Annotated in this window: 24 protein-coding genes; 16 read left to right on the forward strand and 8 right to left on the reverse strand. The window is 60.0% G+C overall.

The window, feature by feature from the left end; genetic code table 11:
* Positions 1 to 153: 153 nt before the first annotated feature.
* The 7 genes from LDZ28_RS17195 to LDZ28_RS17225 all read left to right on the forward strand — a co-directional run bounded on the left by LDZ28_RS17195 (position 154) and on the right by LDZ28_RS17225 (position 8,999).
* On the forward strand, positions 154 to 1,374 hold the full coding sequence (locus tag LDZ28_RS17195; RefSeq protein WP_370652209.1) for an ABC transporter substrate-binding protein: 1,221 nt from the start codon (positions 154 to 156) through the stop codon (positions 1,372 to 1,374).
* Between the two features lie 90 nt (positions 1,375 to 1,464).
* On the forward strand, positions 1,465 to 2,337 hold the full coding sequence (locus tag LDZ28_RS17200; protein WP_244829640.1) for a branched-chain amino acid ABC transporter permease: 873 nt from the start codon (positions 1,465 to 1,467) through the stop codon (positions 2,335 to 2,337).
* A 10-nt stretch (positions 2,338 to 2,347) separates the two neighbouring features.
* Entirely contained in the window at positions 2,348 to 4,291 is a 1,944-nt protein-coding gene (locus LDZ28_RS17205) for an ATP-binding cassette domain-containing protein (RefSeq protein ID WP_244829641.1), read from the forward strand.
* A 67-nt stretch (positions 4,292 to 4,358) separates the two neighbouring features.
* The gene (locus tag LDZ28_RS17210) at positions 4,359 to 5,093 is read left to right on the forward strand and encodes an ABC transporter ATP-binding protein (protein ID WP_244829642.1); all 735 of its coding nucleotides are present in this window, start codon (positions 4,359 to 4,361) and stop codon (positions 5,091 to 5,093) included.
* Between the two features lie 80 nt (positions 5,094 to 5,173).
* Positions 5,174 to 6,010 carry a shikimate dehydrogenase gene (locus LDZ28_RS17215; protein WP_244829643.1) on the forward strand — a complete coding sequence of 279 codons (837 nt, stop codon included), beginning with the start codon at positions 5,174 to 5,176 and terminating at the stop codon, positions 6,008 to 6,010.
* Between the two features lie 68 nt (positions 6,011 to 6,078).
* Complete coding sequence (locus LDZ28_RS17220; RefSeq protein ID WP_244829644.1) at positions 6,079 to 8,085, forward strand: acyl CoA:acetate/3-ketoacid CoA transferase; 2,007 nt, start codon at positions 6,079 to 6,081, stop codon at positions 8,083 to 8,085.
* A gap of 257 nt (positions 8,086 to 8,342) precedes the next feature.
* Entirely contained in the window at positions 8,343 to 8,999 is a 657-nt protein-coding gene (locus LDZ28_RS17225; RefSeq protein ID WP_244829646.1) for a peroxiredoxin, read from the forward strand.
* A 59-nt stretch (positions 9,000 to 9,058) separates the two neighbouring features.
* Here LDZ28_RS17225 and LDZ28_RS17230 read toward each other — a convergent pair whose 3' ends face one another.
* Positions 9,059 to 9,532 (reverse strand): bacterioferritin, encoded by a 474-nt coding sequence (locus LDZ28_RS17230; RefSeq protein ID WP_244829647.1) that lies wholly within the window; start codon positions 9,530 to 9,532, stop codon positions 9,059 to 9,061.
* Between the two features lie 149 nt (positions 9,533 to 9,681).
* Positions 9,682 to 10,380, reverse strand: a complete 699-nt coding sequence (locus LDZ28_RS17235; protein WP_244829648.1) for a FadR/GntR family transcriptional regulator — start codon at positions 10,378 to 10,380, stop codon at positions 9,682 to 9,684.
* A gap of 474 nt (positions 10,381 to 10,854) precedes the next feature.
* On the opposite strand from LDZ28_RS17235, the gene LDZ28_RS17240 reads away from it, so the two are divergent.
* The 3 genes from LDZ28_RS17240 to LDZ28_RS17250 all read left to right on the forward strand — a co-directional run bounded on the left by LDZ28_RS17240 (position 10,855) and on the right by LDZ28_RS17250 (position 12,653).
* Entirely contained in the window at positions 10,855 to 11,748 is an 894-nt protein-coding gene (locus LDZ28_RS17240) for a ketopantoate reductase family protein (protein WP_244829650.1), read from the forward strand.
* A gap of 82 nt (positions 11,749 to 11,830) precedes the next feature.
* Positions 11,831 to 12,169, forward strand: coding sequence for a DUF4148 domain-containing protein (locus LDZ28_RS17245; protein WP_244829652.1), 339 nt, complete (start codon positions 11,831 to 11,833; stop codon positions 12,167 to 12,169).
* A gap of 106 nt (positions 12,170 to 12,275) precedes the next feature.
* The gene (locus LDZ28_RS17250) at positions 12,276 to 12,653 is read left to right on the forward strand and encodes a DUF427 domain-containing protein (RefSeq protein WP_244829653.1); all 378 of its coding nucleotides are present in this window, start codon (positions 12,276 to 12,278) and stop codon (positions 12,651 to 12,653) included.
* 3 nt (positions 12,654 to 12,656) lie between these two features.
* Here LDZ28_RS17250 and LDZ28_RS17255 read toward each other — a convergent pair whose 3' ends face one another.
* A complete protein-coding gene (locus tag LDZ28_RS17255; RefSeq protein ID WP_244829654.1) occupies positions 12,657 to 13,550 on the reverse strand; it encodes a LysR family transcriptional regulator ArgP in 894 nt (297 codons plus the stop codon).
* Positions 13,551 to 13,646: 96 nt separating this feature from the next.
* On the opposite strand from LDZ28_RS17255, the gene LDZ28_RS17260 reads away from it, so the two are divergent.
* Positions 13,647 to 14,765 (forward strand): aminotransferase class I/II-fold pyridoxal phosphate-dependent enzyme, encoded by a 1,119-nt coding sequence (locus LDZ28_RS17260; RefSeq protein ID WP_244829655.1) that lies wholly within the window; start codon positions 13,647 to 13,649, stop codon positions 14,763 to 14,765.
* 5 nt (positions 14,766 to 14,770) lie between these two features.
* Here LDZ28_RS17260 and msrA read toward each other — a convergent pair whose 3' ends face one another.
* The 3 genes from msrA to msrB are packed head-to-tail and all read right to left on the reverse strand — an operon-like array spanning position 14,771 to position 17,848.
* Complete coding sequence (gene msrA, locus LDZ28_RS17265; protein WP_244829656.1) at positions 14,771 to 15,484, reverse strand: peptide-methionine (S)-S-oxide reductase MsrA; 714 nt, start codon at positions 15,482 to 15,484, stop codon at positions 14,771 to 14,773.
* Between the two features lie 17 nt (positions 15,485 to 15,501).
* Positions 15,502 to 17,307, reverse strand: coding sequence for a cytochrome c biogenesis protein DipZ (locus tag LDZ28_RS17270; RefSeq protein WP_244829657.1), 1,806 nt, complete (start codon positions 17,305 to 17,307; stop codon positions 15,502 to 15,504).
* A gap of 43 nt (positions 17,308 to 17,350) precedes the next feature.
* Positions 17,351 to 17,848, reverse strand: coding sequence for a peptide-methionine (R)-S-oxide reductase MsrB (gene msrB, locus LDZ28_RS17275; protein ID WP_244829658.1), 498 nt, complete (start codon positions 17,846 to 17,848; stop codon positions 17,351 to 17,353).
* A 224-nt stretch (positions 17,849 to 18,072) separates the two neighbouring features.
* On the opposite strand from msrB, the gene LDZ28_RS17280 reads away from it, so the two are divergent.
* The 4 genes from LDZ28_RS17280 (at position 18,073) to LDZ28_RS17295 (ending at position 22,745) form a co-directional block, all read left to right on the forward strand.
* A complete protein-coding gene (locus LDZ28_RS17280; protein WP_244829659.1) occupies positions 18,073 to 19,179 on the forward strand; it encodes an IS5 family transposase in 1,107 nt (368 codons plus the stop codon).
* 160 nt (positions 19,180 to 19,339) lie between these two features.
* Positions 19,340 to 20,053 (forward strand): response regulator transcription factor, encoded by a 714-nt coding sequence (locus tag LDZ28_RS17285; RefSeq protein ID WP_244829660.1) that lies wholly within the window; start codon positions 19,340 to 19,342, stop codon positions 20,051 to 20,053.
* Between the two features lie 5 nt (positions 20,054 to 20,058).
* A complete protein-coding gene (locus tag LDZ28_RS17290; protein WP_244829661.1) occupies positions 20,059 to 21,582 on the forward strand; it encodes a HAMP domain-containing sensor histidine kinase in 1,524 nt (507 codons plus the stop codon).
* Positions 21,583 to 22,343: 761 nt separating this feature from the next.
* Positions 22,344 to 22,745 carry a hypothetical protein gene (locus LDZ28_RS17295; RefSeq protein WP_244829662.1) on the forward strand — a complete coding sequence of 134 codons (402 nt, stop codon included), beginning with the start codon at positions 22,344 to 22,346 and terminating at the stop codon, positions 22,743 to 22,745.
* A gap of 19 nt (positions 22,746 to 22,764) precedes the next feature.
* Here the strand turns inward: LDZ28_RS17295 and LDZ28_RS17300 are convergent, their stop codons facing one another.
* Complete coding sequence (locus LDZ28_RS17300) at positions 22,765 to 23,670, reverse strand: LysR substrate-binding domain-containing protein (RefSeq protein WP_244829663.1); 906 nt, start codon at positions 23,668 to 23,670, stop codon at positions 22,765 to 22,767.
* A gap of 185 nt (positions 23,671 to 23,855) precedes the next feature.
* Between LDZ28_RS17300 and LDZ28_RS17305 the strand changes: the two genes are divergently transcribed.
* Complete coding sequence (locus tag LDZ28_RS17305) at positions 23,856 to 25,172, forward strand: MFS transporter (protein ID WP_244829664.1); 1,317 nt, start codon at positions 23,856 to 23,858, stop codon at positions 25,170 to 25,172.
* A 62-nt stretch (positions 25,173 to 25,234) separates the two neighbouring features.
* Here the strand turns inward: LDZ28_RS17305 and LDZ28_RS17310 are convergent, their stop codons facing one another.
* A complete protein-coding gene (locus LDZ28_RS17310) occupies positions 25,235 to 25,921 on the reverse strand; it encodes a GntR family transcriptional regulator (RefSeq protein ID WP_244829665.1) in 687 nt (228 codons plus the stop codon).
* Between the last annotated feature and the right edge of the window lie 90 nt (positions 25,922 to 26,011).

Below are 26,011 nucleotides of genomic sequence, written 5' to 3' on the forward strand. Positions count from 1 at the left end.
CCGAATATGGTCTGATCCTTACAATTTTCTAATATCGATCACCGCATTCGTAAATTGCCGTTCGAGCGATGCACCGAAACGAACGAGCGGCGAGGGCATGCGCAAAGACGACCTCATCACATAACGATTCAAGCGACGGAGACAGATATGGGCATGCACATGAAGCGCATCGCAGGTGCGCTCGCGTTCGGCGTCTTTGCATTGAGCGCGAGCCTCGCGCAGGCCGCGGACCCGATCAAGATCGGCGTGGACGGTCCCTTTACCGGCGGTTCGTCCTCGATGGGCGTCTCCATGCGCGACGGCGTGCGTCTCGCCACCGCCGAGATCAACAAGTCGGGCGGCGTGCTGGGACGGCAGATCGTGCTGGTGGAACGCGACGACGAAGCGAAGAACGAACGCGGCGTGCAGATCGCGCAGGAACTCATCAACAAGGAGAAAGTGGTCGCGGTCGTGGGCTATATCAACACGGGCGTGGCGCTCGCCTCGCAACGCTTCTTCCAGGAAGCGAAGATTCCGGTCTTCAACAACGTGGCGACAGGTACGGTCGTGACGAAGCAATTCGACGATCAGCCCGACAACTACGTATTCCGCAACGCCGCCGCCGACCGCATCCAGGCGCCAATGATCGTCGAGGAAGCCATCACCAAGCGCGGCTTCAAGAAGGTCGCCATTCTCGCGGATTCGACCAACTACGGTCAGCTCGGCCGCGAGGATCTGGAAAAGGCGCTGTCGGCCAAGGGCGTGAAGCCCGTCGCGGTCGAGAAGTTCAACATCAAGGACGTCGATATGACGGCCCAGTTGCTCAAGGCGAAGGAAGCGGGCGCGGAAGCGGTGCTGACTTACGGTATCGGGCCGGAACTCGCGCAGATCGCGAACGGCATGGCCAAGCTCGGCTGGAAGGTGCCGCTCATCGGCAGCTGGACGCTTTCGATGGCCAATTACATCGACAACGCGGGTAACAACGGCGAAGGCGCGCGCATGCCGCAGACCTTCATCCAGGAAGCCAACACGCCCAAGCGCAAAACCTTCATCGACGCTTACGTGAAGGAGTTCAAGCCGAAGAGCGATCGTATCGATTCGCCGGTGTCGGCGGCGCAAGGCTACGACTCGATCTATCTGCTCGCGGCGGCCATTAAGCAAGCCGGCTCGACCGATGGACCGAAGGTGAAAGAAGCGCTGGAAAACCTCACGACGAAGGTCGAAGGCGTGGTCATGGTCTACGACAAGCCGTTCACCAAGACCGACCACGAAGCGATCAGTTCGAACGTTCCGGTGATCGGCGAAGTGAAGGCCGGCCGCGTGATCTACGCCTACGACGCGGACAAGAAGGGCGGCAGCACGCTTCGCACCAAGCAGACGACGGCGTCGAACTAACGCCGTGCCGCCGCTGTTGTCTCTCCAGGGCCCGGTCGCAGATCGGGCTCTTTTTCAATCGAGCATCCCACGCCGCCCTGACGCCCGACGATGATCCTTCTCCAGCTCATATATAGCGGCATCGCGCTCGGCATGATCTACGCCGTCATCGCCTTCGGCTATCAACTGACGTTCGCCACTTCCGGCACGCTGAACTTCGGCCAGGGCGATGCTCTCATGCTCGGCGCGCTCGTCGGCCTCACGCTCGTTTCGGCGGGCGTGAACTACTGGCTCATGATCCCGCTCGTGTGTCTTTTCGGGCTCGTGCAGGGCGCGTTCGTGGAGCGCATCGGCGTGCGGCCCGCCATCAAGATCAAGTCGGAGTTCGGCTGGATCATGTCGACCATCGCGCTCGGCATCATCTTCAAGAACGTCGCGGAAAACGTCTGGGGCCGCGACGATCTGCGCTTTCCGTCGCCCTTGCCCGAAGCGCCGCTCAAGGTGTTCGGCGCAAACGTGTTGCCGATGGAGCTGCTCGTGGTCGGCGGCGCGCTCGTGATGATGCTCGCGGTGGAGTTCTTCAACCGCAAGACGATCTTCGGCAAGGCCGTGGTCGCCACCGCGAACGATCGCGATGCGGCCGCACTGATGGGCATCAACACGGGGCTCGTCATCACGTTCTCGTATGCGTTGTCGTCGCTGACGGCGGCGTTCGCGGGCGTGCTGATCGCGCCGCTCACACTTACCGGCGCGACCATGGGCGCGGTGCTCGGCCTCAAGGCGTTCGCTGTCGCGATCATCGGTGGCTTGTCGAGCGGCATGGGTATCATCGTCGGCGGAATGATCCTGGGTATAGCGGAGACGACGACGGGCTTCTATGTCTCGACCGGCTACAAGGACGTGCCGGGACTCGTGCTGTTGCTGATCGTGCTTGCGGTGAAGCCTGCGGGCCTCTTCGGCAAGACCGCGATCAAGAAAGTCTGAGGCCGCCTACATGAAAGCAAAGAACATAGTCGCGGCGCTCGCAGGACTCGCCGCAGTCGCGATCTTTCCGGTGGTATCGGGCAATCCGTATTACATCCACCTCGTCGAAACCATCATGATCTACGCGATCCTTCTGTTCGGGCTCGATATCGTGGTGGGTTACACGGGGCAAGTGTCGCTTGGCCATGCGGGGCTCTTCGGCGTGGGCGCTTATACGGCAGGCGTGCTTTTCATCAAGCTCGGCTTGCCGTTCTATCTGACCGCGCCGCTTGCCATCGTGGTGACGGCGGCTTTCGGCGCAATATTGGCGTTGCCCGCGTTGCGCGTGTCGGGTCCGTACCTCGCCATGGTGACGCTCGCGTTCGGCACCATCATCCAAATACTTATCAACGAGATGGACTTCCTCACCAATGGTCCGATGGGTCTCAAGATTCCCAAGCCGACCATTGCCGGTCACAAGCTCGACGAAATCCAGTACTACTGGCTCGTGGCGGCACTGTTGGTGGTGTCGCTGATCGTGGTGCATCGCGTGCTCAAGTCGCATCTCGGGCGCGCCTTCGAAGCCTTGCGCGATAGCCCCATTGCGTCGGATTGCATGGGCGTGTCGGTGTATCGGCACAAGGTCTATGCGTTCGTCATCAGCGCGGGATTCGCGGGGCTCGCGGGCTGTCTCTACTCGTACTCCGAGCAGTACATCTCGCCGAACACGTATAACTTCGAGCTGACCATTCTGTTCCTGCTCGCCATCATCATGGGCGGGCGCAAGACACGCACGGGCGCGATCATCGGTTCGACGGTGATCGTGCTGTTGCCGAAGTTGCTCGACGACATCTCCAACTTCCGCGTCGTGGCAACCGCGCTTGCGGTGCTCGTCGTTGCGGGCGCGGCGCTCGCCCTGGCTCGCAAAACCACGACGCTGCAACGCGTGGCGATTCCCGTCATCGGTACAGCCGGTCTTGCGGCGTTTTCCTTCTGGATAGAAGCGCTCACCGACTGGCGTCTCACCATCTTCGGCCTGATGATTCTGCTCGTCGTGTATTACCTGCAAGATGGCATCGTCGGCTTCGTGCGCAAGACGCTCAATCTGGGCCGCGTGCGCGTGACGAAGGTCGACACGCAGGAACTGGCGATGCAGACCCAGCAGGACGACGCCGTCGCCGCCGTCACGACCGAAGGAGCAAGCACCATTCTCGACGTGCGCGGCGTGCTCATGCAGTTCAGCGGTCTCAAGGCGCTCAACGATGTGAACATGACGGTCAGGCGCGGCACCATCCATGGCCTGATCGGTCCGAACGGTTCGGGCAAGAGCACGATGATGAACGTACTCACGGGCATCTACGTGCCGACCGCGGGTGCAATCGAGTATCGGGGCGAGTCGCTCGCGGGACGCACGTCGTCGAAGATCGCGCTGTCGGGCATCGCGCGGACCTTTCAGAACGTGCAGCTCTTCGGCGAGATGACGGCGCTGGAGAATGTGCTCGTCGGCCTGCATCACACCTTCCGTTCGAACTTCGCGGATGTGGGTTTGATGAGTGCGCGCTACAAGCGTGAAGAACGCGCGGCGCGCGAACGGGCGTTCAATATGCTGCGCTTCGTCGGACTCGAACATGCAGCGGCCGAGGAAGCGCGCAATCTTCCATACGGCAAGCAGCGTCTGCTTGAAATAGCCCGCGCGCTCGCGCTCGATCCACAACTGCTGCTGCTCGATGAACCCGCTGCGGGCCTGACCGCGCCGGATATCCGCGAACTGGTCGCGATCATTCGCAAGGTGCGGCATCACGGCATTACCGTGGTGCTCATCGAGCATCATATGGATGTGGTCATGAGTGTTTGCGACACGGTTTCGGTGCTGGATTTCGGGCAGAAGATCGCGGAGGGCAAGCCCGCCGAAATACAGGCCAACGAGAAGGTGATCGAGGCTTACCTCGGCGGACAAGCGGCGGAAGCCGTATGAACGCAACGCGCCAATCACGCCAACCCGATCATCCGACCAACCCGATCATCCGACGAAGCGACACGCGATGCTGACAATCAAGAATCTCCACGCAGGCTACGGCAAGGTCAAGGTGCTGCACGGCATCAGCCTGGATGTCCCGAAGGCGAAAGTCGTCACGCTGATAGGCTCGAACGGCGCGGGCAAGACGACGACCATGCGCGCCATCTCCGGCATGATCCGGCCGACGGAAGGCGAGATCACCATGGGCATCGGCAGCGACGCGAAGCGCATCGACGCCATGGATTCGCACAAGATCGCGCGCCTCGGCCTCGCTCATTCGCCGGAGGGAAGACGCGTTTTCGCGACCATGTCGGTCACGGACAATCTGCTGCTCGGCGCGTTTCCGCGCTTGACTTGGGCGCGTCCGAAAGGCGACGTGGCCGCCGATCTCGAACGCGCCATCGAACTGTTTCCGCGCCTGAAGGAGCGCCGCAATCAGCTGGCGGGCACGCTTTCGGGCGGGGAACAGCAAATGCTCGCGATGGCCCGCGCCATCATGCTGAACCCCGACCTCGTGTTGCTCGATGAACCTTCGATGGGCCTTGCGCCCATTCTCGTCGATGAAGTCTTCCGCATCATCGCGCGACTGAAAGACGAGGGCGTGACCATGCTGCTCGTCGAACAGTTCGCCGCCGCCGCGCTCAACGTGGCGGACTACGGCTACGTGCTCGAGAACGGCCACGTCGCCACGCACGGCCCCGCCGAGCAATTGAAGAACGATCCTTCGGTCAAGGCGGCCTATCTCGGCGCGAGCCATTAAAGAACCGCGGGCAGGCAAGTCGCACTATCATGGAGGCGTCGCGCGCACCGTTGCGCGCTCATCTTCGAAGGAGCGTCGCCATGATCAGCGGCAAGACCACCGTAATTGCCCATCTCGGCTTTCCGACCGAAGCGTTCAAGGCGCCGATGATCTACAACCCCTGGTTCGACAAACAGGGCATCGATGCCGTGGTCGTCCCCATGGGCGTGAAACCGGAAGATTACGTCGCTTTCGTGCCGCAGTTGTTCAAGCTGACCAACCTGCGCGGCGCGCTCGTCACCATGCCGCACAAGATCACGACCGTCGGCCTGATGGACGAAGTGAGCCCCACCGCGCGCATTGCGGGCGCATGCAACGCCATCCTCAAACGCGAAGACGGCACGCTGCTCGGCGACCAGTTCGATGGCGCCGGCTTCGTGCGCGGCGTCGAACGCAAGGGCCGCGCGTTGAAGGGCGCGCGCGTTCTGGTGCTGGGCAGCGGCGGCGTGGGCTCGCCGATTGCGGCTTCTCTCGCGGCGGCGGGCGTGGCGGAACTCGCCATCTTCGACACCAACACCGCTTCGGTCGAAGGGCTCGCCGGGCGTTTGCGCGATCACTATCCAGAACTCATCGTGCGTACGGACACGAGAGATCCTGCAGGCTTCGATGTCATCGTCAATGCAACGCCGCTCGGCATGAAAGAGAGCGATCCGTTGCCGTTCGATATCGACCGCATCGCGCCCACGACCTTTGTCGGCGAAGTGGTGATGAAGTCGGAGTACACGCCGCTCTTGCGCGCGGCCAAGGACAAAGGCTGCTCGGTGCAGGTCGGCACCGACATGCTGTTCGAGATGATCCCGGCGTACCTGGAATTCTTCGGCTATGGCACGGCGACCGCCGATGAATTGCGTGCCGTCGCCCAGATCAAGTACGCTTAGACGCAGAAGACGAGCGAGCGCGCGCGAACACTGACGCGCGCCGGGAAAGACTCAAGCGAGGAGACGCCATGACCGCCAGCAGCGCACCGACACGCCATCCGTTTCCCTCGTCCACGCGGCTTGTCGAGCGCGGCAAGATCGTCACCGCGCGCGAGGCCGTGCGCCTGATTCATGCGGGCGACACCATCGCGACGAGCGGCTTTGTCGGTATCGGCTTTGCGGAGGAAGTGGCGATTGCGCTCGAAGCGCGCTTTCTCGAAGATCACGCCGAGGGCAGCGAACCGGTTGCCGATCTCACGCTCGTGTATGCGGCAGGTCAGGGCGATGGCCGTGGCAAGGGCCTCAATCATCTCGCGCACGAAGGGCTCGTCAAGCGCGTGATCGGCGGTCACTGGGGACTCGTGCCGGGGTTACAGAAGCTCGCCATCGATAACCGCATCGAAGCTTACAATCTGCCGCAGGGCGTGATTTCACAGCTCTTTCGCGATATTGCCGCGCATCGGCCGGGGCAACTCTCCACGGTCGGCCTCGGCACTTTCGTCGATCCGCGCAATGGCGGCGGCAAGCTCAACGCGCGCACCACGGAAGATATCGTGCGCGTCATGTCGATCGACGGCGCGGAGTATCTGTATTACAAGACCTTCCCGATCGATGTCGCCATCGTGCGCGGCACCACCGCCGATCTCAACGGCAACGTCACGATGGAAAAGGAAGCGCTCACGCTCGAAGCGCTCAGCATTGCGATGGCCGCGCGCAACTCTGGCGGTATCGTGATCGCACAGGTCGAGCGGCTCGCGGAGTCCAATACCCTCAACTCGCGGCAGGTGAAGATTCCCGGCGTCATGGTCGATTGCGTGGTGGTGGCGAGTTCCGACAATCACTGGCAGACCTTCGGCGAGCCCTATAGCGCGGCTTATTCGAGCGAACTGCGGGTTGCGGCAAGTTCGGTTGCACCCATGACGCTGACCGAGCGCAAGATCATCGCGCGGCGCGCCGCGTTCGAATTGATGGCCAATAGCGTGGTGAATCTCGGCATCGGCATGCCGGAGGGCATTGCAAGCGTAGCGAACGAAGAGCAGGTCATCGACCTCTTCACAATGACGACCGAACCCGGCGTGATCGGCGGCATTCCCGCGGGCGGACTCAATTTCGGCGCGGCGACCAATACGCAGGCAATCATCGATCAGCCGTATCAATTCGACTTCTACGATGGCGGCGGACTCGATATCGCCTTCCTCGGCCTTGCGCAGGCGGACCGCGACGGCAATCTGAACGTGAGCAAGTTCGGGCCGAAACTCGCGGGCGCGGGCGGCTTCATCAATATCAGCCAAGCGGCGAAGAAAGTCGTGTTCGTCGGCACGTTCAACGCAGGCAAGCTCGATGTCGGCTTGGAAGACGGCAAGCTCGTGATTCGCCGCGAAGGCGATTGCCGCAAGTTCGTCGATGCCGTGGAGCATCGCACGTTCAGCGGCCGGTATGCGTTCGAGCGCGGGCAGACGGTGCTGTATATCACCGAGCGCTGCGTGTTCGAATTGACGCAAGACGGGCTCGCGCTGATCGAAGTGGCGCCCGGTGTAGATATCGAGCGGGACATCGTCGCGCAGATGGGTTTTACGCCGGTGATCGACGCGCCGCCGCGCCTCATGGACGAACGCATTTTCCGCGATACGCCCATGGGATTGCGCGATACGCTGCTCGGTCTGAACCTCGCGGAGCGCTTCAGCTACGACGCGCGCAAGAACCTGTTCTTCATCAATTTCGAAGGGCACGAAGTGAAGAATCTTGGCGATGTCGAAGCTATTCGCCGCGAAGTTGCCAAGCAACTAGCGAACGCAAAGGTGCGCCCACATGCCATTGTCAACTACGACAATTTCTCGATTCGCCCCGATATGCTCGATGCCTATTCGGAGATGGTGACGAAACTCGTGGGCGACCACTACGACGGCGTCACGCGCTATACCACGAGCAGTTTCCTGCGCATGAAACTCGGCGATGCGCTCAAGCGTCGCGGCGTCGCGCCTTATATCTACGAAAGCGCCGAGGAAGCGCGCGATCACGAAAGCCGCCAGGCTTGAGGCGGTTATTAGCTTGTATCGTCTCGTGATAAACACTTTAGGAACGCACGTTCGCCGTTCGATTGGGACGCCTTTGCTTGCGCACAGATAACCAAAGCTTGAAAACGTCGATGAGCGACCATCGGCCGCCGCGCGAGGAGAATCGCAAGCACACTATAATCATCGAGTGAATTGCGTATTCGTATCGAAAGCCGTTTCGTCACGGTCATTACGACGAGCGGGACGCGCTTCGAATTACTTCAACACGGAGATCAAACATGTCCATCCGCATTGGCGACGAAGCCCCCGATTTCACCGCGGAAACCACCCAAGGCACGATTCATTTCCATGAATGGATTGGTGACAAGTGGGCCATTCTGTTCTCGCATCCGAAGGACTTCACGCCTGTCTGCACCACCGAGCTCGGCTACATGGCAAAGCTCAAGCCCGAGTTCGACAAGCGCAACACCAAGGTCATCGGCCTTTCCATCGACCCGGTAACGAACCATTCGCAATGGGCGAAGGACATCGAGGAAACGCAGGGCACGGCCGTCAACTATCCGATGATCGGCGACGCGGACCTGAATGTCGCGAAGCTCTACGACATGATTCATCCGAACGCGAGCGGCGGTGGCCCGCGCACCGCGGTCGATAACGCGACCATTCGCGCGGTGTTTCTAATCGGTCCGGACAAGAAGATCAAGGCAACCTTTACGTACCCAATGAGCGCGGGACGCAACTTCGACGAAGTGCTGCGCCTGCTCGACGCACTGCAGCTCAACGCCAAGCACACGGTCGCCACGCCGGTGAACTGGAAACCGGGCGAAGACGTGATCATCCCGACTTCCGTGTCGGACGATGACGCCAAGAAAAAGTATCCGGAAGGCTTCAAGACGCTCAAGCCGTATCTACGCACGGTCGCGCAGCCGAAATAAGCACACGAGCCGACACCGCGCTGGCCGCATGCATGTGGATGCGGCCAGCGCGTTTTCTTTTATGCGTGTCCCGTTCGCCGTTCGGGCGCGGTATCCACTTCACCGGGACGGCGCAACATCTTGTCCACTTCCCCAGCGTGCAGTTCCTCGGTTTGAATCATCTGTCGCGCATATTCTTCGAGCGCGACCGACCGACCTTCCACGATCTTCAGCAGATCGCGATACAGATCCAGCGCGAGTTTTTCCGATTGCAGCGATTCGCGCAAAATGGTCGCGATATCGAACGTATGGTTGTCGAGCAACGGACCGATTTCAAGCGACGGATAGGCCCCGAGCGTGGTGATCCATTCGCCCGCCTGATGCGCATGCAGTAACGATTCGTCCGCCTGTTCGCGCAGCCACGAGACGATCGGTATCCGGCCGAAGCCGAAGACCAGGAAGGAGTAGTGGGTGTATCGCACGACGCCCGCCAGTTCGGATTCGAGAATCCGGTTGAGCACGCCGACGACTGCTTCCTTATCGAGTTCCGCCATGTTTGCCTCCGTGTTTCCAGTATGGAACGCTCAGCGTGAAAAGGGCATTCACCCATTGTAGTCACGCCGACGCCGTATGTAAGCCGCACGAATCGCGCGCAAGATACGGTCCACGGGAAGGCAACGGCTTTCGAACTTCCTGCAGTGCCTCAGACGGTCTCTTCCAGCCAGACCGACGCCGCACGCGAAAGCACCTGCGACATGGCGGAGCGCGCGCCTTCGCCATCGACGGTCTCGATGGCACGTACGACCTTGCCATAATCGCCGAGTTGCGCATCGGTGGAGACAGTCTGCGTGCGAACGGTTGCCTTCATCGCACGGATGCCGACGCGCACCACGCAACCCATTTGCTGCAACAGTTCGTCGCCACTCGCTTCGATGATGGCGGCTTGCAACGCTTCTTCAGCGGAAGATTGCAGGCTTTCCGAAGGGCCTGCATGGACGAGCCGCTGAAAGGCCGCGTTGATGCCAATACGCTGATGCCGGTTCGCGCGTATGGCGGCGAGCGCGGCAGCGGGCGGATCGACGAGTGCGCGAAACTCGATCAGACGGCGCATGCATTCCTGATCGGGCATGGCGCGCAAACGCCAGTCGGCGACTTCTTCATCGAACACGAGCCATTCTTTCGCGGGCTTGATACGCGTGCCGGTCTTGGGCCGCACATCGAGCATGCGTCGCGAGATCAGAATGCTGAGCGCCTCGCGCATGATGGTCCGGCTTACCCCGTGCTTCTTCGAAAGAATCACTTGCGGAGGCAATACGTTGTCCTTGTATTCCCCGCTGACGATGCTCGCGACAAGCTGATTCACCACGCGCTTGACGAGCGATGTTTCATATCCATGATTCATGTTTTTGTTCTCGTGAAAACGCCCAAGCCTCTGCCGCGCCTCGCCCGTCGCCGAGCGGCTTGCCGCTTTGCTTTTTGTTTCTGCTCTCGGTACCACTCTTCGTTGGGTGATCACGGCTTCTTCGCCGCAACCTGGTCTCCCCGTTATCAGCCATCCCGTAGCGGTCGTCCTTTTATGAACGGCATCGTCGATCCGCTTGACGGAGCGTATCTCCCGCACGTACGTTTTAACAATATGGTTCATCACGAAAACGACTGACTATAGTGCGTCCGCACACAGTGTTTTTCGCGCAAGCGTTTGCGAGGAGGCGCGTGTCGGCAAGCTCGATGCGGTCTGCGAAGCATTCGAGTGGCTTGCCGCCATGTATCGACATGGAACGCCAACGCTTGCCGATGTGTTATTTTCCGAACCGATAGACGCTGCATTTGCTCGGCGTCACCGGTCAACGACAACGCAACGGAGCGAGGAAAGGACATGAAAGTAGCCGTCATGGGCGCAGGCGCGGTGGGCTGCTATTACGGCGGCATGCTCGCGCGCGCGGGTCATGAGGTCGTGCTGATCGCGCGGCCGCAGCACGTCGAGGCCATAACGCGCGATGGTCTGCGTCTCGAAACGCAAACCTTCGATGAACGTGTGCAGATTGCGGCAAGCACCGAAGCGAGCGCAGTGCGAGGAGCGAAGCTCGTGCTGTTCTGCGTGAAGTCCACCGATACCGAAAGCGCCGCCGCGTTACTCAAACCGCATCTCGAACGCGATGCGCTGGTTTTGTCGCTGCAAAATGGCGTCGAGAACGCCGAGCGCTTGCGTGAGTATGTGCCGCAAGAAGTGGCGGCGGCCGTGGTCTATGTCGCGTCCGAAATGGCAGGGCCGGGACATATGAAGCACCACGGGCGTGGTGAACTGGTGATCGAGCCATCGAGTACGAGCGAAGAAGTCGCGCACGCCTTCGTGGCCGCCGGCGTGCCCACCGACATCTCCGACAACGTGCGCGGCGCGCTGTGGGTCAAACTCGTCTTGAACTGCACCTACAATGCGCTTTCAGCGCTTTCGCAGTTGCCTTATGGACGCATCGTGAAGGGTGAGGGCGTAACGCGCGTCATGCGCGATATCGTCGATGAATGCACGGCCGTCGCTCGTGCCGAAGGCGTGACCTTACCTGGCGATGTGGATGCGGCCGTGCGCCGTATCGCGGAGACCATGCCGAACCAATTTTCGTCGACGGCTCAGGACGTGATGCGTGGCAAGCGCAGCGAGATCGACCATCTGAACGGGTTGATCGTGCGACGTGGCGATGCGCTCGGTGTAGCGACGCCGGCTAATCGCATGTTGCATGTTTTGGTGAAGCTCGTGGAGAGCAAGGCAGATTGAATGCCGAAGGGAGCCAGGCACGCGTGATGCTCAAATGTAGCAGGCGCAGAACTGTCAGCGCTACAACTCCCGGAGGTTCACCATGAAGTCGATCATCAAAGTCGTGGCCGTTGCTGCCGTTGTGGTGGCGCCGGTTCTTTCTTTCGCTCAGTCGGACACCAATTCGGCCGTGACGCGCTCGCAAGTCAAGCAAGACCTGCAACAGGTCGAAGCGGCGGGCTATAACCCCGCGGCAGGCGACCGCACGACGTATCCGGCGGATGTACAGGCCGCCGAAGGCCGCGCCGCGCGCCAGAATGGTGCAGCGTCGGCCAACGATAGCGCGTATGGCGGCTCGGATTATTACCGCGCATCCACCGGCTCGCGCGCCATGCCGCCCGTAAATAACGACGGCTCCAAGCCGACCTATTTCGGCCACTAAGCGATGCTCGCGGTAGCGCTTAAACGGCGCTACCGCCGTCCGTTTCTGCGCGGTTCATACAACGGCGCTACCATGGCTTTCCCTTCGAAAACGGCAGGAAGAAGCCATGGAACGTACCGTCAAGATTCCCGGTCCCGATCATCCGATTACTGTCCAGCCCAGTCCCGCGCATGTTGTTGTGAAGGCGGGCGGCCGCGTAATAGCCGACACAAGCAAAGCGCTATCCTTGCGCGAAGCCTCATATGGCGAGGTGCTTTATCTGCCGCGCGATGACGCCGACATGTCGCAACTCACGCGCACTTCACACGAGACGTACTGTCCTTACAAAGGCGTTTGCAGCTACTACAGCATCACGAGCCTGGGCGTAAAAGGCGTCAACGCCGTTTGGACCTACGAGCAACCCTACGATGCCGTCGCCGGAATTAAGGACCATCTCGCGTTCTATCCCGACCGTGTCGATTCCATCGAAAAGCAGGGCACTTAAGACTCAACTCAGCGACGACTTCGCCCGGGCGCGTAGTTCGGCGGTGAAGTCGTCGAGCCAGCCTAAGGCCAAGCGCCAGTTTTGCCAGTAAAGATCGATATCGAGTCGCGTGCCCGGCAATAGCTCGACCAGTTCGCCACTTTCGAGCCGCGACTCGACTAGCCGTTGCGGGCACATGCCCCATGCAAGTCCGGACGTGCACGCGCGCAGGAAACCTTCGCCGTGCGGAACAAAATGCGCGGGCGGTGCAATATCGGCACGAACAACGCGGCGAACAAAGCGCTTTTGCAATTCGTCCTTCTCGTTGAAATTCACACATGGCGCGCGACGCAATGCCTCGCGTGTCAGTCCTTCCGCGAAATAGCGCTTGAAATAACCGGGCGAACACACCGCTCGATAACGCATGCGACCAAGCTTGACCGACCGCCAGCCCGGTGCAGCATCGGCTTGCGTGGTGACGGCGCCTTGTACATCGCCCGCACGGATACGCTCTGCGGTGTGATCCTGATCGTCCACGACCACATCGAGCAACAGCGCACGTTCGATGCAGAAGTCAGCGGTGGCGTCGATGAACCATGTGCTCATGCTGTCGTCGTTCACCGCGATGCGCAGCCTGGCGCGGCTCCCGCTCGTCGTGCCGGGTAGTGTGGGCATGCGACCACCCAGTTCGGCTTCGAGCAATTGCACGCGTTCGGTATGGCGGCACAATAGCGCGCCTGAGGAGGTGGCCTCGCACGGCTGTCCGCGTCGCACGAGCAGGCTGCCCACGCGTTCTTCCAACAACTTCACGCGCTGCGAGACGGCCGAAGGCGTGACGCTCAACAACGCTGCCGCGCGCTCGAACGAACCGGTGCGAACGACCGCAAGCAAGGCATCGAGCGAGGCGTAGTCGAGCATTAGCGTTCCTTAATCGAACTTAGAAAGATTAGCTGGCTTCATGGGCTTTTACTGCGAGAGACTACGGCTTTCGTCGACCATGATCAAGCCCACGCCATGAATCCCACACCTTTCAAGCTGGAACGTTACTTCGCACAGCACGAATTCACCGCACGGCATTTGCTGTGCAGTTCCGATCCCGAATCGATGTCGGTGCGTGACCTGCTCGCGCTCGAACCGCAAGCAAGCGACGGCTTGTTCGATACCTGGCTCGGCTACACGGAATATCCGGGCGCATCGGACTTGCGAACCGAGCTGGCGGCCATGTATGAGTGCATGGATGCAAGCGGGATCATCGTGCATACGGGCGCTCAGGAAGCGATCTTTTCGTTCATGAACACGATGCTTGAGGCGGGCGATCATGTCATCGTGCACATGCCCGGCTATCAATCGCATTACTCGGTGGCTGAAGCGCTGGGCGTAAGTGTATCGCCGTGGCGAGCAAACGAAGCGGGCGGCTGGGCGCTCGATCCGGCCGATCTCGAAGCGCTGCTGAAGCCGCAAACGCGCGCCATCGTCCTTTGCTCGCCGCACAACCCGACCGGGTATCTGCCATCGCGCGAGGTGTTCGACGCTACCGTTTCGTTTGCGCGCAAGCACGGACTGTGGCTCTTCAGCGATGAGGTCTATCGCGGCCTCGAACACGACTGTGCCGACCGCCTTCCCGCCGCATGCGATGTCTACGAGCGTGCAATCACGCTCGGTGCGTTATCGAAGACGCATGGACTGGCGGGCTTGCGCATCGGCTGGATTGCAACGCAAAGCGCCGAAGTGCTGCAACGCATGAGCGTCTTCAAGGACTATCTGACGATCAGTAACAGCGCGCCGAGCGAGTATCTTGCAACCATCGCCGCGCGTCATTCGGACACGCTCATCGAGCGTAATGTTTCTATCGTCCGTGAAAATCTACGGGTGCTTGATAAATTCATGGCACGCCACGCCATGAATTTCGAATGGCATCGGCCGCGTGCGGGCACGATCGGCTTCGTGCGGCTCAGGCAGGAGCGCGCCAGCAGCTTTTGCGCCGAGTTGCTGCAGGACACGGGCGTGCTGCTGCTTCCTTCGACCTTGCTCGATTACGGCGACGCACATTTTCGCATTGGCTTCGGCAGGCGGAATATGCCCGCCGTTCTCGATTACGTCGACGCCTGGCTCGAAACGCGCGCACCGCGCTAAGACGTTTATTTCGACGCGACCGCTACGAGCACCGCGTCGTTTCTATAAGCCTGCGGGAATAATTGCTTGAGATTTCCCACCTTAGGCAGATCGTTAATCGCTATATACGTGCTTTCCGGATGTTCGCTCAAGTAATTCTGGTGGTAAGCCTCGGCCGGATAAAAGCCTTTGTAATTCTCGACATGAGTCACGATCTTGCCGGAATAAACATGCGCCGCATCGAGTTGCGCGATATATGCGGTAGCGACATCGCGCTGAGTCGTATTTTGCGGAAAGACTGCCGAGCGATATTGCGTGCCGTGATCCGGTCCTTGGTGATTCAACTCGGTGGGGTTATGCGCGACCGAAAAGAAAATCTGCAAGAGCCGGCCATAAGTCACTTCGGCAGGATCGTAGGTTATGCGCACCGACTCCGCATGGCCCGTATCGCCTTCGCTTACGCGCTCGTATTGAGCGGTATCGGCATTGCCGCCCGTATAGCCCGAGACGACTTCCTTAACGCCACGCACGTGCTGAAACACGCCTTGCACGCCCCAGAAGCAACCGCCGGCAAATACCGCCGTCTCCGTGTGGGTGGCGCCTACGCTCTCGTCATGCGCGGGTGCAGGAATGACCTTGGCGTCTTCACTCGAATGCGCGGTTTGCTGCAACGCGAAAGCACCTGCAACCAGCGCAGCCACGCTAAGGGCCTTGCCTGTCTTGCTGAATTTATTCGCCATGATGGCTCCTCGATGAATCAACCGAAGGTGAAGGCATAAGCCTCGACACCCGAATCCAGAAATTCGATGCTAAAGGTGCGGTCCTTGACAGGGCCCGCTTGCCGCACGAGTTGATAAAGGCGCTCTTGCGTCACGGTACCACTTCCATCGGCTGCGACATCGCTACCATGCGAAGCACCGGGAGGCGCGCCGTCGATACTCACGCGAAAGCGCACGGGCTTGCCATCCGGCGAAGGTCCGAGCACGAGATGCAGATCGCGCGCATGGAAGCGATAAACGATTCGTCCCGACTTGCCCGCGAGCGTCGCGTGCTCGGAGCCGATCTTCCACGGGCCGGCAACACCCCAGTCGTTCACATCGAGCGCCTTGGGCGGGGCATAGTCATGCACACGATCCTGCGTCTGGCCGCCAGGCGACATGAACTGCTCGGCGCGCGCATAGCCAATATAGGTTTCGGGTGAGCGCACGTCCGCGTTATCGGCTTGCATCATCGCGCCTTGTGCCGCGATATCTTCGTTGGTGTCGGGCTGCTTCGCCACGGGCGCATTACCGTGACCCGCTTCCGCCAGCAATTGGCGGATCACCTCTTCCGAATGTGCATAGTCGCCCTCTCCGTAATGGTGATAGCGGATCTTGCCCTCGGTATCCACGAAATAATGCGCCGGCCAATATTCGTTGTTGAGCGCGCGCCAGATCGCAAAGTTATTGTCAACGGCTACCGGATAGTCCACACCCAGGTCATGCACGGCTTTCTTCACGTTGTCGACGTTTCGTTCGAACGCGAACTCCGGCGCGTGCACACCGATCACCACGAGCCCTTGGTCACGATACTTTTTTGCCCACTCCTTCACATAAGGCAAGGTACGCAGGCAATTGATGCATGAATACGTCCACACGTCGACGAGCACGACCTTGCCGCGCAGCGCGTCCTTCGTGAGCGGCGGCGTGTTGAGCCATTGCACCGCGCCATCGAGCGAGGGCAGCGTGCCTTCCACGGGCAACGAAGCCGTCGGCGCAGTCGAAGGCGCCGCGCTCGCGCGCATCATGCGCGGTGCATCGGCATCGGCAGTGGTATTAGCGGCTTTCATGGCGTTATTGCGAGGCGAAAACCGGTCGACCAGCTTTTGTTCGATGCCCGCCGTCGCTACTGTCGATACCCTTGCAAGCACGCCCGTATCGAGGCCCAATGCGATAGCGGCGACGCCTGCAAGCATCGCGACGCCGATGCCGCGCCGTATCCATTCGCCCGCGCCGAGCGAGCGCTTCATGGCGGCGAATACGCGGCCACCGATGAGCAGCGCCACGGCAAGCGAAGTCGCGGCGCCCGCGGCATAAGCGAGCAGGAGCAGCGTGGTGCCTACGCTTGCGCCGTTCAATGCGGCACCCGTCAACACGAGTCCGAGAATCGGACCTGCGCACGGTGCCCACAGAAGACCCGTTGCGATGCCAAGCAGGAACGAGCCGCCGAAGCTCGCCTTGCCATCGCCGCGCTGGGCGAAAGCCGTCAGTCGGTTACCGGCGCTAACGAGCGGATGCATGATGCGATCGGCCAGGCGCGGCAACAGTAAAGCAAGTCCGAACACGACGAGAAGTGCGATGGCGGCCCAGCGTCCATATTGATTTGCTTGCGTGGCCCAGCCGCCGCCAAGCGCGGCGAGCGTCGCCACCAACGCGAACGTGATGCCCATGCCGAGCAGCAACGGCAAGCCGCTTTTAGCAAACGGCTGATCCGCGCGAGAAAACACGAAGGGAAGGACAGGCAGGATGCACGGACTGAGTATCGTCAGCGCGCCGCCGAGATAGGCAAGAACGATGAGCAGCATGGTCGTGTCTTTTTAGAAAGTTAATAAGCGTTGAGGTGGCCAATCAAGCAGCGCCAGCGGTGAACTTCATCGCGACGCCGTTCATGCAATAGCGCAGACCGGTCGGCTTGGGTCCATCGTCGAACACGTGGCCCAGATGTCCACCGCAGCGGCGGCAATGCACTTCGGTGCGCAAGACGCCGAACGAGCCGTCCTGGCGCGTGGCAATAGCGTGATCGAGCGGCGCCCAGAAGCTCGGCCATCCGGTGTGACTTTCGAATTTGGTGCTTGAAGAGAACACCGCAAGGGCACAACCCGCGCACGAGAAAGTGCCGGCCCGATGCTCGCCATTCAACGGACTCGTGTAGGGCCGCTCGGTGCCTTCGCGACGCAGGACGTCGTATTGCATGGAATCGAGCATGCGACGCCATTCGTCGTCGCTATGCGTGATTTCGAACTTCTCTTGCGGCGAGGGCGCGGCCAGCGCACGCAGACGGCCCGTCAAGGCAAACGCGGCTGCGGCAGCGGTGCCCGTCAGCAGAAAGCGGCGGCGGTCTAGCATGATGTCTTTTCCTTCGCTCGATCAGATGAGCCCCATCTTAGGCGTGCGCGGCTTACCGAGTCCTCACCGAAAGTTAAATTAAATGTGATACTTGGCCGCGCCGCTTTTCTGCACAATATCCGGGCTAGCGCTTTAACAGGCTGTTGAAATACCCTTTGCGCGGTCATCCGTGCGTAAGGGAGAGACGTTGATTTAAAGAATTCGACGACACAGAGACAGAAGCGATGCGCGGCCCCGACAGCTACACTGAATCGATGTTCACGATGTCCAGACTGGACGATTTCGTTCCGGCCAATCATCCGCTGCGACCGATTCGCCTGTGGCTGAACGAGGCGCTCAGGCGCATGGACGAGGTGTTTTCGCGCATGTACGAGAGCGAGGCCAAGGGCGGTCGCCCGAGCATCGCGCCGGAGAAACTGATACGCGCGCTGTTGTTGCAGGTGTTGTATTCGATTCGCAGCGAACGCATGCTGATGGAGCAAATCTCCTACAACATGCTGTTTCGATGGTTCGTCGGACTGGCGATGGATGATGCGGTCTGGGACCACTCTACCTTCAGCAAGAACCGCGACCGGCTGATGGTCCACGATGTCATGGTCAGCTTGTTCAACGAGACTGTCGAGACGGCGCGCGTGCAAGGTCACCTGTCGGGCGAGCACTTCAGCGTCGACGGCACGCTCATTCAGGCGTGGGCGGGACACAAGAGTTTCGTGCCCAAGACAAAGTCGGATGACGATTCGCCGCCTGAGGGCGGAGACGGCTCGCAGGAGAACTGGCGCGGCGAGAAACGCAGCAACGACACCCATGAATCCAGCACGGACAGTCAGGCGCGCTTGTTCCGCAAGAGTCGTGGCACGGGCGCGGTGCTTTGTTACATGGGTCACGTGCTGACCGATAATCGGCATGGTCTCGTGGTCAACGCACAGGTCACGCAGGCCAATGGCACGGCCGAACGGGATGCGGCCGCGCAGATGCTTGCGGATGCTGCGCAATTTGCCGGTACGACCATAACGGTCGGTGCTGACAAGAACTACGATACGGCGGGCTTCGTGGCGACGTGTCGCGAGAACAACGTGACACCGCACGTGGCGCAAAACGATGCACGCGCGGGCGGTTCCGCGATTGACGCTCGAACCACACGATGGCCAGGCTATGCAATCAGTCAGTGCAAACGCAAACGCATCGAGCAGGTGTTCGGATGGGCAAAGACCGTTGGCAGAATTCGGCAGGCGATGTATCGAGGTCTGAAGCGAGTCGACCAGCTCTTCGTGCTCACTCAGGCGGCGTACAACCTCACTCGCATGCGAACGCTTGCTGCTAAGGCAGCTTGAAAGAGTAAGCGAGAAGGAACGCGGCATCGGCGGCATCTGAATCAAGGAGAATCGGCGTCAATTTATTTGGAACATTCCAACGCGCTAGCTCTTCCGAATAATCGAGCCCACGTTCATTGAGGCATATTTCAACAGCCTGTTAATTCTTTTGCATTTCCTCATGGACCAGCCTAAACGCATTTTGATCGTGGAAGACGACATGCATATCGCCGATGTGCTGAGCCTGCATCTGCGCGACGAGCGCTATGAGGTCGTGCATTCCGCGGATGGCGCCGAGGGCTTGCGCTTGCTCGAACAAGGCGGGTGGGATGCGTTGATTCTCGATCTGATGCTGCCCGGCGTGGATGGCCTCGAAATTTGCCGGCGTGCGCGCGCCATGACGCGCTATACCCCGATCATCATTACTAGCGCGCGTTCCAGCGAGGTGCATCGCATTCTCGGTCTCGAACTCGGTGCGGACGATTATCTTGCCAAGCCTTTTTCGGTGCTTGAACTGGTGGCGCGAGTGAAGGCGCTTTTGCGTCGCGTCGATGCAGTCGCCAAGAATTCGCGCCTCGATACAGGCCGTCTCGAAGTCGCGGGTATCGCTATCGATCCGCTTGCGCGCGAAGCGTGGGTAGATGAGCTGCGCATAGAACTGACACCACGCGAATTCGATTTGCTTTATTACTTTGCCCAGCATCCCGGTAAAGTATTTTCCCGCATGGATCTACTCAATGCGGTTTGGGGTTATGCGCATGAAGGCTATGAGCACACGGTCAATACGCATATCAACCGCTTGCGCGCCAAGGTCGAGAAAGATGCCACCGAGCCTGCCCGCATCGTGACCGTCTGGGGACGCGGATACAAACTCGCGACGGACAGCGCATCGTGAAGTTCATGAAGCTCACCCTGTCGCAACGGCTTTTCGCTGTGTTCTGCGTGCTGCTGCTTGCATGCTGCGGCGCATCGGCATGGTTGCAGATTCGCGCAAGCGATTTGCGCGAGAAGGAAGTCATTCAGAGCCTGTCGCGCGGGCTCGCAGCGCATATTGCCCACGATGGCGCGCTGATGGACGCGGGCGATATCGACGCGCCCGCCGTGCGCCGTCTCTTCAGCCAGTTGATGGTGGTGAACCCGAGCGTCGAAGTCTATCTGCTCGACAACGAAGGCCGCGTTCGTGCCGACGATGCGCCTCCCGGTCATCTGAAGCGCGATCGTGTCGATCTTGCGCCCGTGCATCGTCTGATCAATGGCGCGCCGCTCCCTATTCTGGGCGACGATCCACGCAGCATCGACAAGCGCAAAGTCTTTAGCGCCGCGCCGCTTGCCACGCCCGGCAAGCCGCCTTTCGGTTATGTCTATGTGGTTTTGCTTGGCGAAGAGCACGACGAGCTTGCGGCGAAAGCCTCGGCGAGCGCGGTCTTGCGCACCACGCTTCTGTCCATGGGACTCGTGACCTTGCTCGGACTCGTTGCGGGCGTGATCGCTTTCGGGCTCATTACGCGTCCGCTGCGCCGCTTGACCGATGCCATGCGCAGGTTTGATGCAAGCGGGGCATCGGCCGAGCCATCGCCTGTACCGTCGCACGTGGCGGCACGCGAGAACGAGCGGGACGAAATCGTGGTGCTGGAAAGCGCCTTTGCCCAAATGGCCGCGCGCATTGGCGAACAATGGCGCGAATTGCAGCGGCAGGATCGTGAAAGACGCGAACTCGTCGTCAATATTTCACATGACTTGCGCACGCCGCTGTCTTCCTTGCATGGCTACTTGGAAACGCTTTCGCTCAAGGCCGATGTTCTTGCCGACACAGACCGCCGCCGTTATCTGTCGATCGCACTTGCGCAAAGCGCGAAGGTCGGGCATCTCGCGCAATCGCTTTTTGAACTAGCGCGGCTTGAACACGGCATGGTGCATCCCGAAGCGGAGTCGTTCTCGCTCGCCGATCTGCTGCAAGATGTGTTCGAGAAATTCGAACTGCCCGCCGATGCGCGCAAAGTGCGACTTGATGCGCATATCGAGCCGCGCCTGCCTAATGTATCGGCTGATCTTGGCATGATCGAGCGCATCTTTACGAATTTGCTCGACAACGCGATTCATCACACGCCGGAAGGCGGTACGGTCACGGTTAGGCTTGCACATTCAAACGGCCACGTGGAAGTCACGGTAAGCGATACAGGTCCCGGCATTCCATCCGACGTGCGCGGCGTGCTCTTTCAGCGCGCTTTCGCTTCGGGAGGCAGGCATCGCGGCGGATTTGGCTTGCTGATCGTGCAGCGCATGCTTCAGTTGCATGGCAGCCAGATTCGACTCATCGATTTGGATCAAGCGGGCGCGGCGTTTAGCTTCGAGCTTCCCGCAAGCAGTGCCAGGGGCGGCGAGCATGCTCCGCAGTTGCCCGACCCATCGAATAAGAACGCTTAAAAAAGAGCCCGGCATCGCTGCCGGGCCAAATGGGACGGTCATCACCTACGCTCTTAAGCCTGAAGCAAAGCGCTTTGAGCGTTGCCCGGTTTGACCATCCGCGTGGACGTTGCTTGACTGAACGTGTTTCGTGATGGTTTTAGCCGCGAACGCTTAAACCATCCTTAAGATCGCCTGCGGCGCGGTCGACATTGATGACGTTTTTAGTCAGGTGATTTTCTAAAGCAGACCTCCGGCCTTGGTCTTATTCCCCGCATAATCATGAACCTTGGCACACGCGTCAAAGATGCAGCAAGCAAAACATTCCGGATGACATTTTCGTGTAAGCCATTGGTACTTTCCTCGGCAAAAGTTTTCTTGGTATTCGTCAATATGTTTGCTAGCATGTACTGCATCTGCATGTTTAAACTAGCGCTCCGAGTCTCAAGCGGTCACCCGTTACCTTATTAAGTCTTTTTTGCGCCTGGTTTTCTTTAGGCGCATTGGCAATCGACAGCGTTGTGCTTTCCATCTTGATCTTCTGCAACGGGCACGCACACTATGGGATATTGCGTGTCAAGCTTATTTCCGTAAGCCAGTGCAAATGCCTGCATGGTATTTTTTCGCCGTTCTAATCGCGAAAAAATGCGGCCCGAAGTGAATGCCGCGCGTTTTCTTGGCTTAAAGAATGATTTTCAGGCAAGGGTTCGCCATTCTCGATAGCTCGAATAATGGCGGCGGAATCTTACGCTTGCGATCCGCGCAACAGACAGGGAGGGTATGTGGAAACCGAACTGAGTCTACGGCTTGCGAGAGCTTTGCGGCGCTGCGCGTCGCATGGCTATGTATTTCCCTATCAACGCTTTCACGCGTTATGCGGTAAAGGCTTACCGCTCGCAGAACGCTACGCCGCGCTTGAAACGGCCATAAGCGCCCTGGCTGATCTAAGGGATATGGACTACGGCGTGCTCATGGCGCTCGATTGCGGCCTGCCCGGCGCTGAGTTTTTCCAGCGTTATCTCAGGCATCGATACAACGAGTACGTCACCTTGATGGGCGACCCGAAGTATCAGCGACAAACTCTCGCGCGCAAACGCGCGCTGGTTGCGCGTGAGCGCGAGCGCGTTTTCGAACATGCGCGAGCAATCGAGGAAAAAAGCGAGAAGCAGGCTATCGCAGCCTAAAACAAGCGGCTCGATTCACTCAGGCTTCGACGGTTTCGTCGAGGCCTGCTTTCATCAGCACCCAGTCGCGAAAGCATTTCACCTTTTCGACATTGCGCTCGGTCACGCGATATGAAAGGAAGTGCGTTTCTCTCGCAAGCGGCGCGAAGACGCCTGCCCCGAGTTCAATCAAATCGCCACGCGCAAGCTCGCGTTCGGCGAGCCGTGTCGTTTCCAGCGCGACACCCATGCCATCCGCCGCCGCCGATATCGCGAGTGCGGCACGGTCGAACGACGGTCTCGGCCCGCGCGGCATTTCCAGTTCGTTCAATGCAAACCATCCCGGCCATGTCACGCGGCTGAGTTGCGAATCGATGAGCGTCAGCTTGCTGATCTGCTCGGCAACGGGCACGTCGTCGCGCACGAGCGCAGGCGAACAAAGCGGCACGATGCGCTCCGCTCCGAGCGCGCGCGTGATCAGACCGGGACGCTCATGCGCGAAGCCATAAGAGATCGCAACATCGACTTCACGCACGCGCGCGAGATCGGCCGGCTCCGCATCCGATGACAGGCGAATGGTCACCATCGGATGCTCGCTCATGAACTCGGGCAGACGGGGCGCGAGCCACTTCGCCGCGAAGCTCGGCGCGCAGTGCACGGCAAGCACTTGCGCCTGAGGTTCGAGCGCGACCTCACCACACGCGGCTTCGATCACATCGAACACGCGTCCAAGGCTCTCATGAAGCCGGCGTCCTTCGGAGGTCGTCTCGACCCGCCGGTTGCGTCGATGAAAAAGCGGCCTGCCGAAGTACTGCTCCAGCTCCTTCACCTGATGGCTAATGGCCGATTGCGTGAGGTGCAGTTCGCTTGCGGCAAGCGTGAAGCTCTCCAGCCGCGCGGCCGCCTCGAATGCGCGCAAGAGAACGAAGTTGGGGATGCGCCTCATGGCAATTCCTTATGCATGAATGCGTGTCATGGTTCTATGAACAGGCATCGTTTGTCTTTCGTTGTGCGCGCCACGAACATGGAAGCCGTCGAGACATATTCATAACGGTCGTTCAAGGCCACGACACCGGCAAGAGGCACGCGATGCATGCGACGCCGCACCTGCCCCACAACGGAGACACAACAATGAGTTCCCATAGTCCGGTTGCGTACCTGGCGGGCGACGAGTCGTCCACCTATGCAAAGGTGACATGGCGCCTGCTGCCATTTCTTTTCGTGTGCTATCTCTGCGCTTATCTCGATCGCATCAACGTGAGCTTTGCCAAGCTGCAGATGCTCAATGATCTGCATTTCAGCGAAGCGGTCTATGGAGCCGGGGCGGGCGTATTCTTTATCGGCTATCTTCTGTTCGAAGTACCAAGTAATCTGATCCTCTTGCGCGTAGGCGCTCGACGCTGGATTGCGCGGATCATGGTGACGTGGGGTGTCATCTCCGCCGGCATGATGTTCGTGACCAGCCCGACGAGCTTCTACATCATGCGCTTTTTGCTCGGTGTGGCCGAAGCTGGCTTCATTCCAGCCATCCTGCTCTACCTCACGTACTGGTTTCCGGCCTCGCGGCGCAGCAAGGTGACCGCGCTCTTCATGACTGGCATTCCGATGTCGGGCGTCGTTGGCGGACCGCTGTCGGGCTGGATCATGAGTCATATGGGCGGCATGCACGGTATCGCGGGATGGCAATGGCTCTTTCTGCTCGAAGGCATTCCGACCGCGCTCTTTGGCATCATCGCGTTCTTTTATCTCGACGATAAAGTCGCCGATGCAAAGTGGCTCAGTGACTCGCAAAAGGCCATGCTCGAAGCGAATCTTCGCGATGAGAAGCCCGCACATGCACTGCATTCCGTGAAGGATGGCCTCTTGCATCCCAAGGTGCTGCTGCTGAGCGTGACTTACTTTTTCTTCACGATGGGCCTCTACGGCGTGAGCTTCTGGCTGCCGACGCTCGTCAAGGCAAGCGGCGTTTCCGATCCGCTCAACATCGGTCTTCTGACGGCAATTCCATATGCGGCCGGCGCCATCGCCATGCTGGCAGTCGGTCATAGCTCGGACAAGCTCGGCGAGCGTCGCTGGCATCTGGCGGGCGCGGGCATTGTCGGCGCAATCGGTCTGTATTTCAGCGTGGTGTATGCGCACTCGACCTTCTTCGGCATGATCGCGCTCACGATTGCGACCATGGGCGTGGTCACGACCATCTCGCAGTTCTGGGTCTTGCCGCCCGCGATTCTCAGCGGCGGTGCGGCAGCCGCAGGGCTCGCGCTTGCCAATTCGGTGGGCAGCATCTCGGGTGTCGTGAGCCCGTGGCTGATTGGCATCATCCAAACGCATTCGGGTTCGACCGGTAATGGTGTGCTTGGTCTTGCGGTAAGTTGCGTGATAGGCGCCCTCATGGTCTTTACGATACCGGCTGCGTTGGTGAATAGCCGCCGTCGCACGGACCGATGAAAGCAGTTCAACACGAAAAGCCCTGCAAATGCAGGGCTTTCTCACGCGATGCCGATTCATGTTCACGTTGCTTCCGCCTGCCTCTGTTCATTCAGTACAAGACCCAGACGCTCGACCAGATTCTTGCGCGCGTTCGCGGTATGGAGATCCGTGAGTTCGGATGCGCGTTGCGCGTCGCCTTCCGCGATTGCCGCTGCAATGGCGGCGTGCTCATCCCAGATCGACTTGCGCTGTCCCGATGCCTGCAAGACCGCGCCCATCACGCGACGCAGATGTACCCAATGCATCTGCGCGGTATCGGCGATCAGCGGATTGCCCGAGGCTTCGTAGATGGCGCCATGAAACGCCATGTCCGCATCGATCATCGCCTTGACATCGTCGCTTTTCGACGCGCGCCGGCCGTTCGCGATCAGCGACTTGTCGAGCTTCGCTCCACGTTCCGCCGCGAGGCGTGCGGCAAGCGAATCCAGTGCACCGCGAATCTCGTAGAGATGGCTGATCCACGCGGGATCGAGCGGGGTGACGAGCAGACCGCGACCGGGTGCGTCCTGCACGAGCCCATCTTTTTTTAGGAGCCGCAGCGCCTGCAGCACGGGTGAACGCGATACGGCGAGTTGCTCGGCGATCTCTTCCTGCGTGATGCGCGTACCAGGCGCGAGCGAGCCGGAACTGATGGCATCGAGCAAGACCTTGTAGACCTCGTCCACGTAGTCCGTGCGGGCCTGAAGCTTGAGAAGTTTGGCGGGCATGATGTCGAGCTCAATCTCTGGATACAGAATACGACAAGGTTACAGCCCGCCAGTGCGGCGGTCAACGAACGAAGCCACGCATGCTAGTCC

The organism is Caballeronia sp. TF1N1 (assembly GCF_022878925.1).
GTDB lineage: Bacteria > Pseudomonadota > Gammaproteobacteria > Burkholderiales > Burkholderiaceae > Caballeronia.

Excerpts from the sequence above, each read along its gene's own strand:
- LDZ28_RS17245 (WP_244829652.1), top strand. The coding sequence starts at position 11,831 with ATGAAGTCGATCATCAAAGTCGTGGCCGTTGCTGCCGTTGTGGTGGCG.
- LDZ28_RS17215 (WP_244829643.1), top strand. The coding sequence starts at position 5,174 with ATGATCAGCGGCAAGACCACCGTAATTGCCCATCTCGGCTTTCCGACC.
- LDZ28_RS17210 (WP_244829642.1), top strand. The coding sequence starts at position 4,359 with ATGCTGACAATCAAGAATCTCCACGCAGGCTACGGCAAGGTCAAGGTG.
- LDZ28_RS17255 (WP_244829654.1), bottom strand. The coding sequence starts at position 13,550 with ATGCTCGACTACGCCTCGCTCGATGCCTTGCTTGCGGTCGTTCGCACC.
- LDZ28_RS17290 (WP_244829661.1), top strand. The coding sequence starts at position 20,059 with ATGAAGCTCACCCTGTCGCAACGGCTTTTCGCTGTGTTCTGCGTGCTG.
- LDZ28_RS17240 (WP_244829650.1), top strand. The coding sequence starts at position 10,855 with ATGAAAGTAGCCGTCATGGGCGCAGGCGCGGTGGGCTGCTATTACGGC.
- LDZ28_RS17250 (WP_244829653.1), top strand. The coding sequence starts at position 12,276 with ATGGAACGTACCGTCAAGATTCCCGGTCCCGATCATCCGATTACTGTC.
- LDZ28_RS17225 (WP_244829646.1), top strand. The coding sequence starts at position 8,343 with ATGTCCATCCGCATTGGCGACGAAGCCCCCGATTTCACCGCGGAAACC.
- msrA (WP_244829656.1), bottom strand. The coding sequence starts at position 15,484 with ATGGCGAATAAATTCAGCAAGACAGGCAAGGCCCTTAGCGTGGCTGCG.
- LDZ28_RS17235 (WP_244829648.1), bottom strand. The coding sequence starts at position 10,380 with ATGAATCATGGATATGAAACATCGCTCGTCAAGCGCGTGGTGAATCAG.
- LDZ28_RS17230 (WP_244829647.1), bottom strand. The coding sequence starts at position 9,532 with ATGGCGGAACTCGATAAGGAAGCAGTCGTCGGCGTGCTCAACCGGATT.
- LDZ28_RS17200 (WP_244829640.1), top strand. The coding sequence starts at position 1,465 with ATGATCCTTCTCCAGCTCATATATAGCGGCATCGCGCTCGGCATGATC.
- LDZ28_RS17205 (WP_244829641.1), top strand. The coding sequence starts at position 2,348 with ATGAAAGCAAAGAACATAGTCGCGGCGCTCGCAGGACTCGCCGCAGTC.
- LDZ28_RS17300 (WP_244829663.1), bottom strand. The coding sequence starts at position 23,670 with ATGAGGCGCATCCCCAACTTCGTTCTCTTGCGCGCATTCGAGGCGGCC.
- LDZ28_RS17260 (WP_244829655.1), top strand. The coding sequence starts at position 13,647 with ATGAATCCCACACCTTTCAAGCTGGAACGTTACTTCGCACAGCACGAA.
- LDZ28_RS17270 (WP_244829657.1), bottom strand. The coding sequence starts at position 17,307 with ATGCTGCTCATCGTTCTTGCCTATCTCGGCGGCGCGCTGACGATACTC.
- LDZ28_RS17195 (WP_370652209.1), top strand. The coding sequence starts at position 154 with ATGCACATGAAGCGCATCGCAGGTGCGCTCGCGTTCGGCGTCTTTGCA.
- msrB (WP_244829658.1), bottom strand. The coding sequence starts at position 17,848 with ATGCTAGACCGCCGCCGCTTTCTGCTGACGGGCACCGCTGCCGCAGCC.
- LDZ28_RS17280 (WP_244829659.1), top strand. The coding sequence starts at position 18,073 with ATGCGCGGCCCCGACAGCTACACTGAATCGATGTTCACGATGTCCAGA.
- LDZ28_RS17310 (WP_244829665.1), bottom strand. The coding sequence starts at position 25,921 with ATGCCCGCCAAACTTCTCAAGCTTCAGGCCCGCACGGACTACGTGGAC.
- LDZ28_RS17305 (WP_244829664.1), top strand. The coding sequence starts at position 23,856 with ATGAGTTCCCATAGTCCGGTTGCGTACCTGGCGGGCGACGAGTCGTCC.
- LDZ28_RS17220 (WP_244829644.1), top strand. The coding sequence starts at position 6,079 with ATGACCGCCAGCAGCGCACCGACACGCCATCCGTTTCCCTCGTCCACG.
- LDZ28_RS17285 (WP_244829660.1), top strand. The coding sequence starts at position 19,340 with ATGGACCAGCCTAAACGCATTTTGATCGTGGAAGACGACATGCATATC.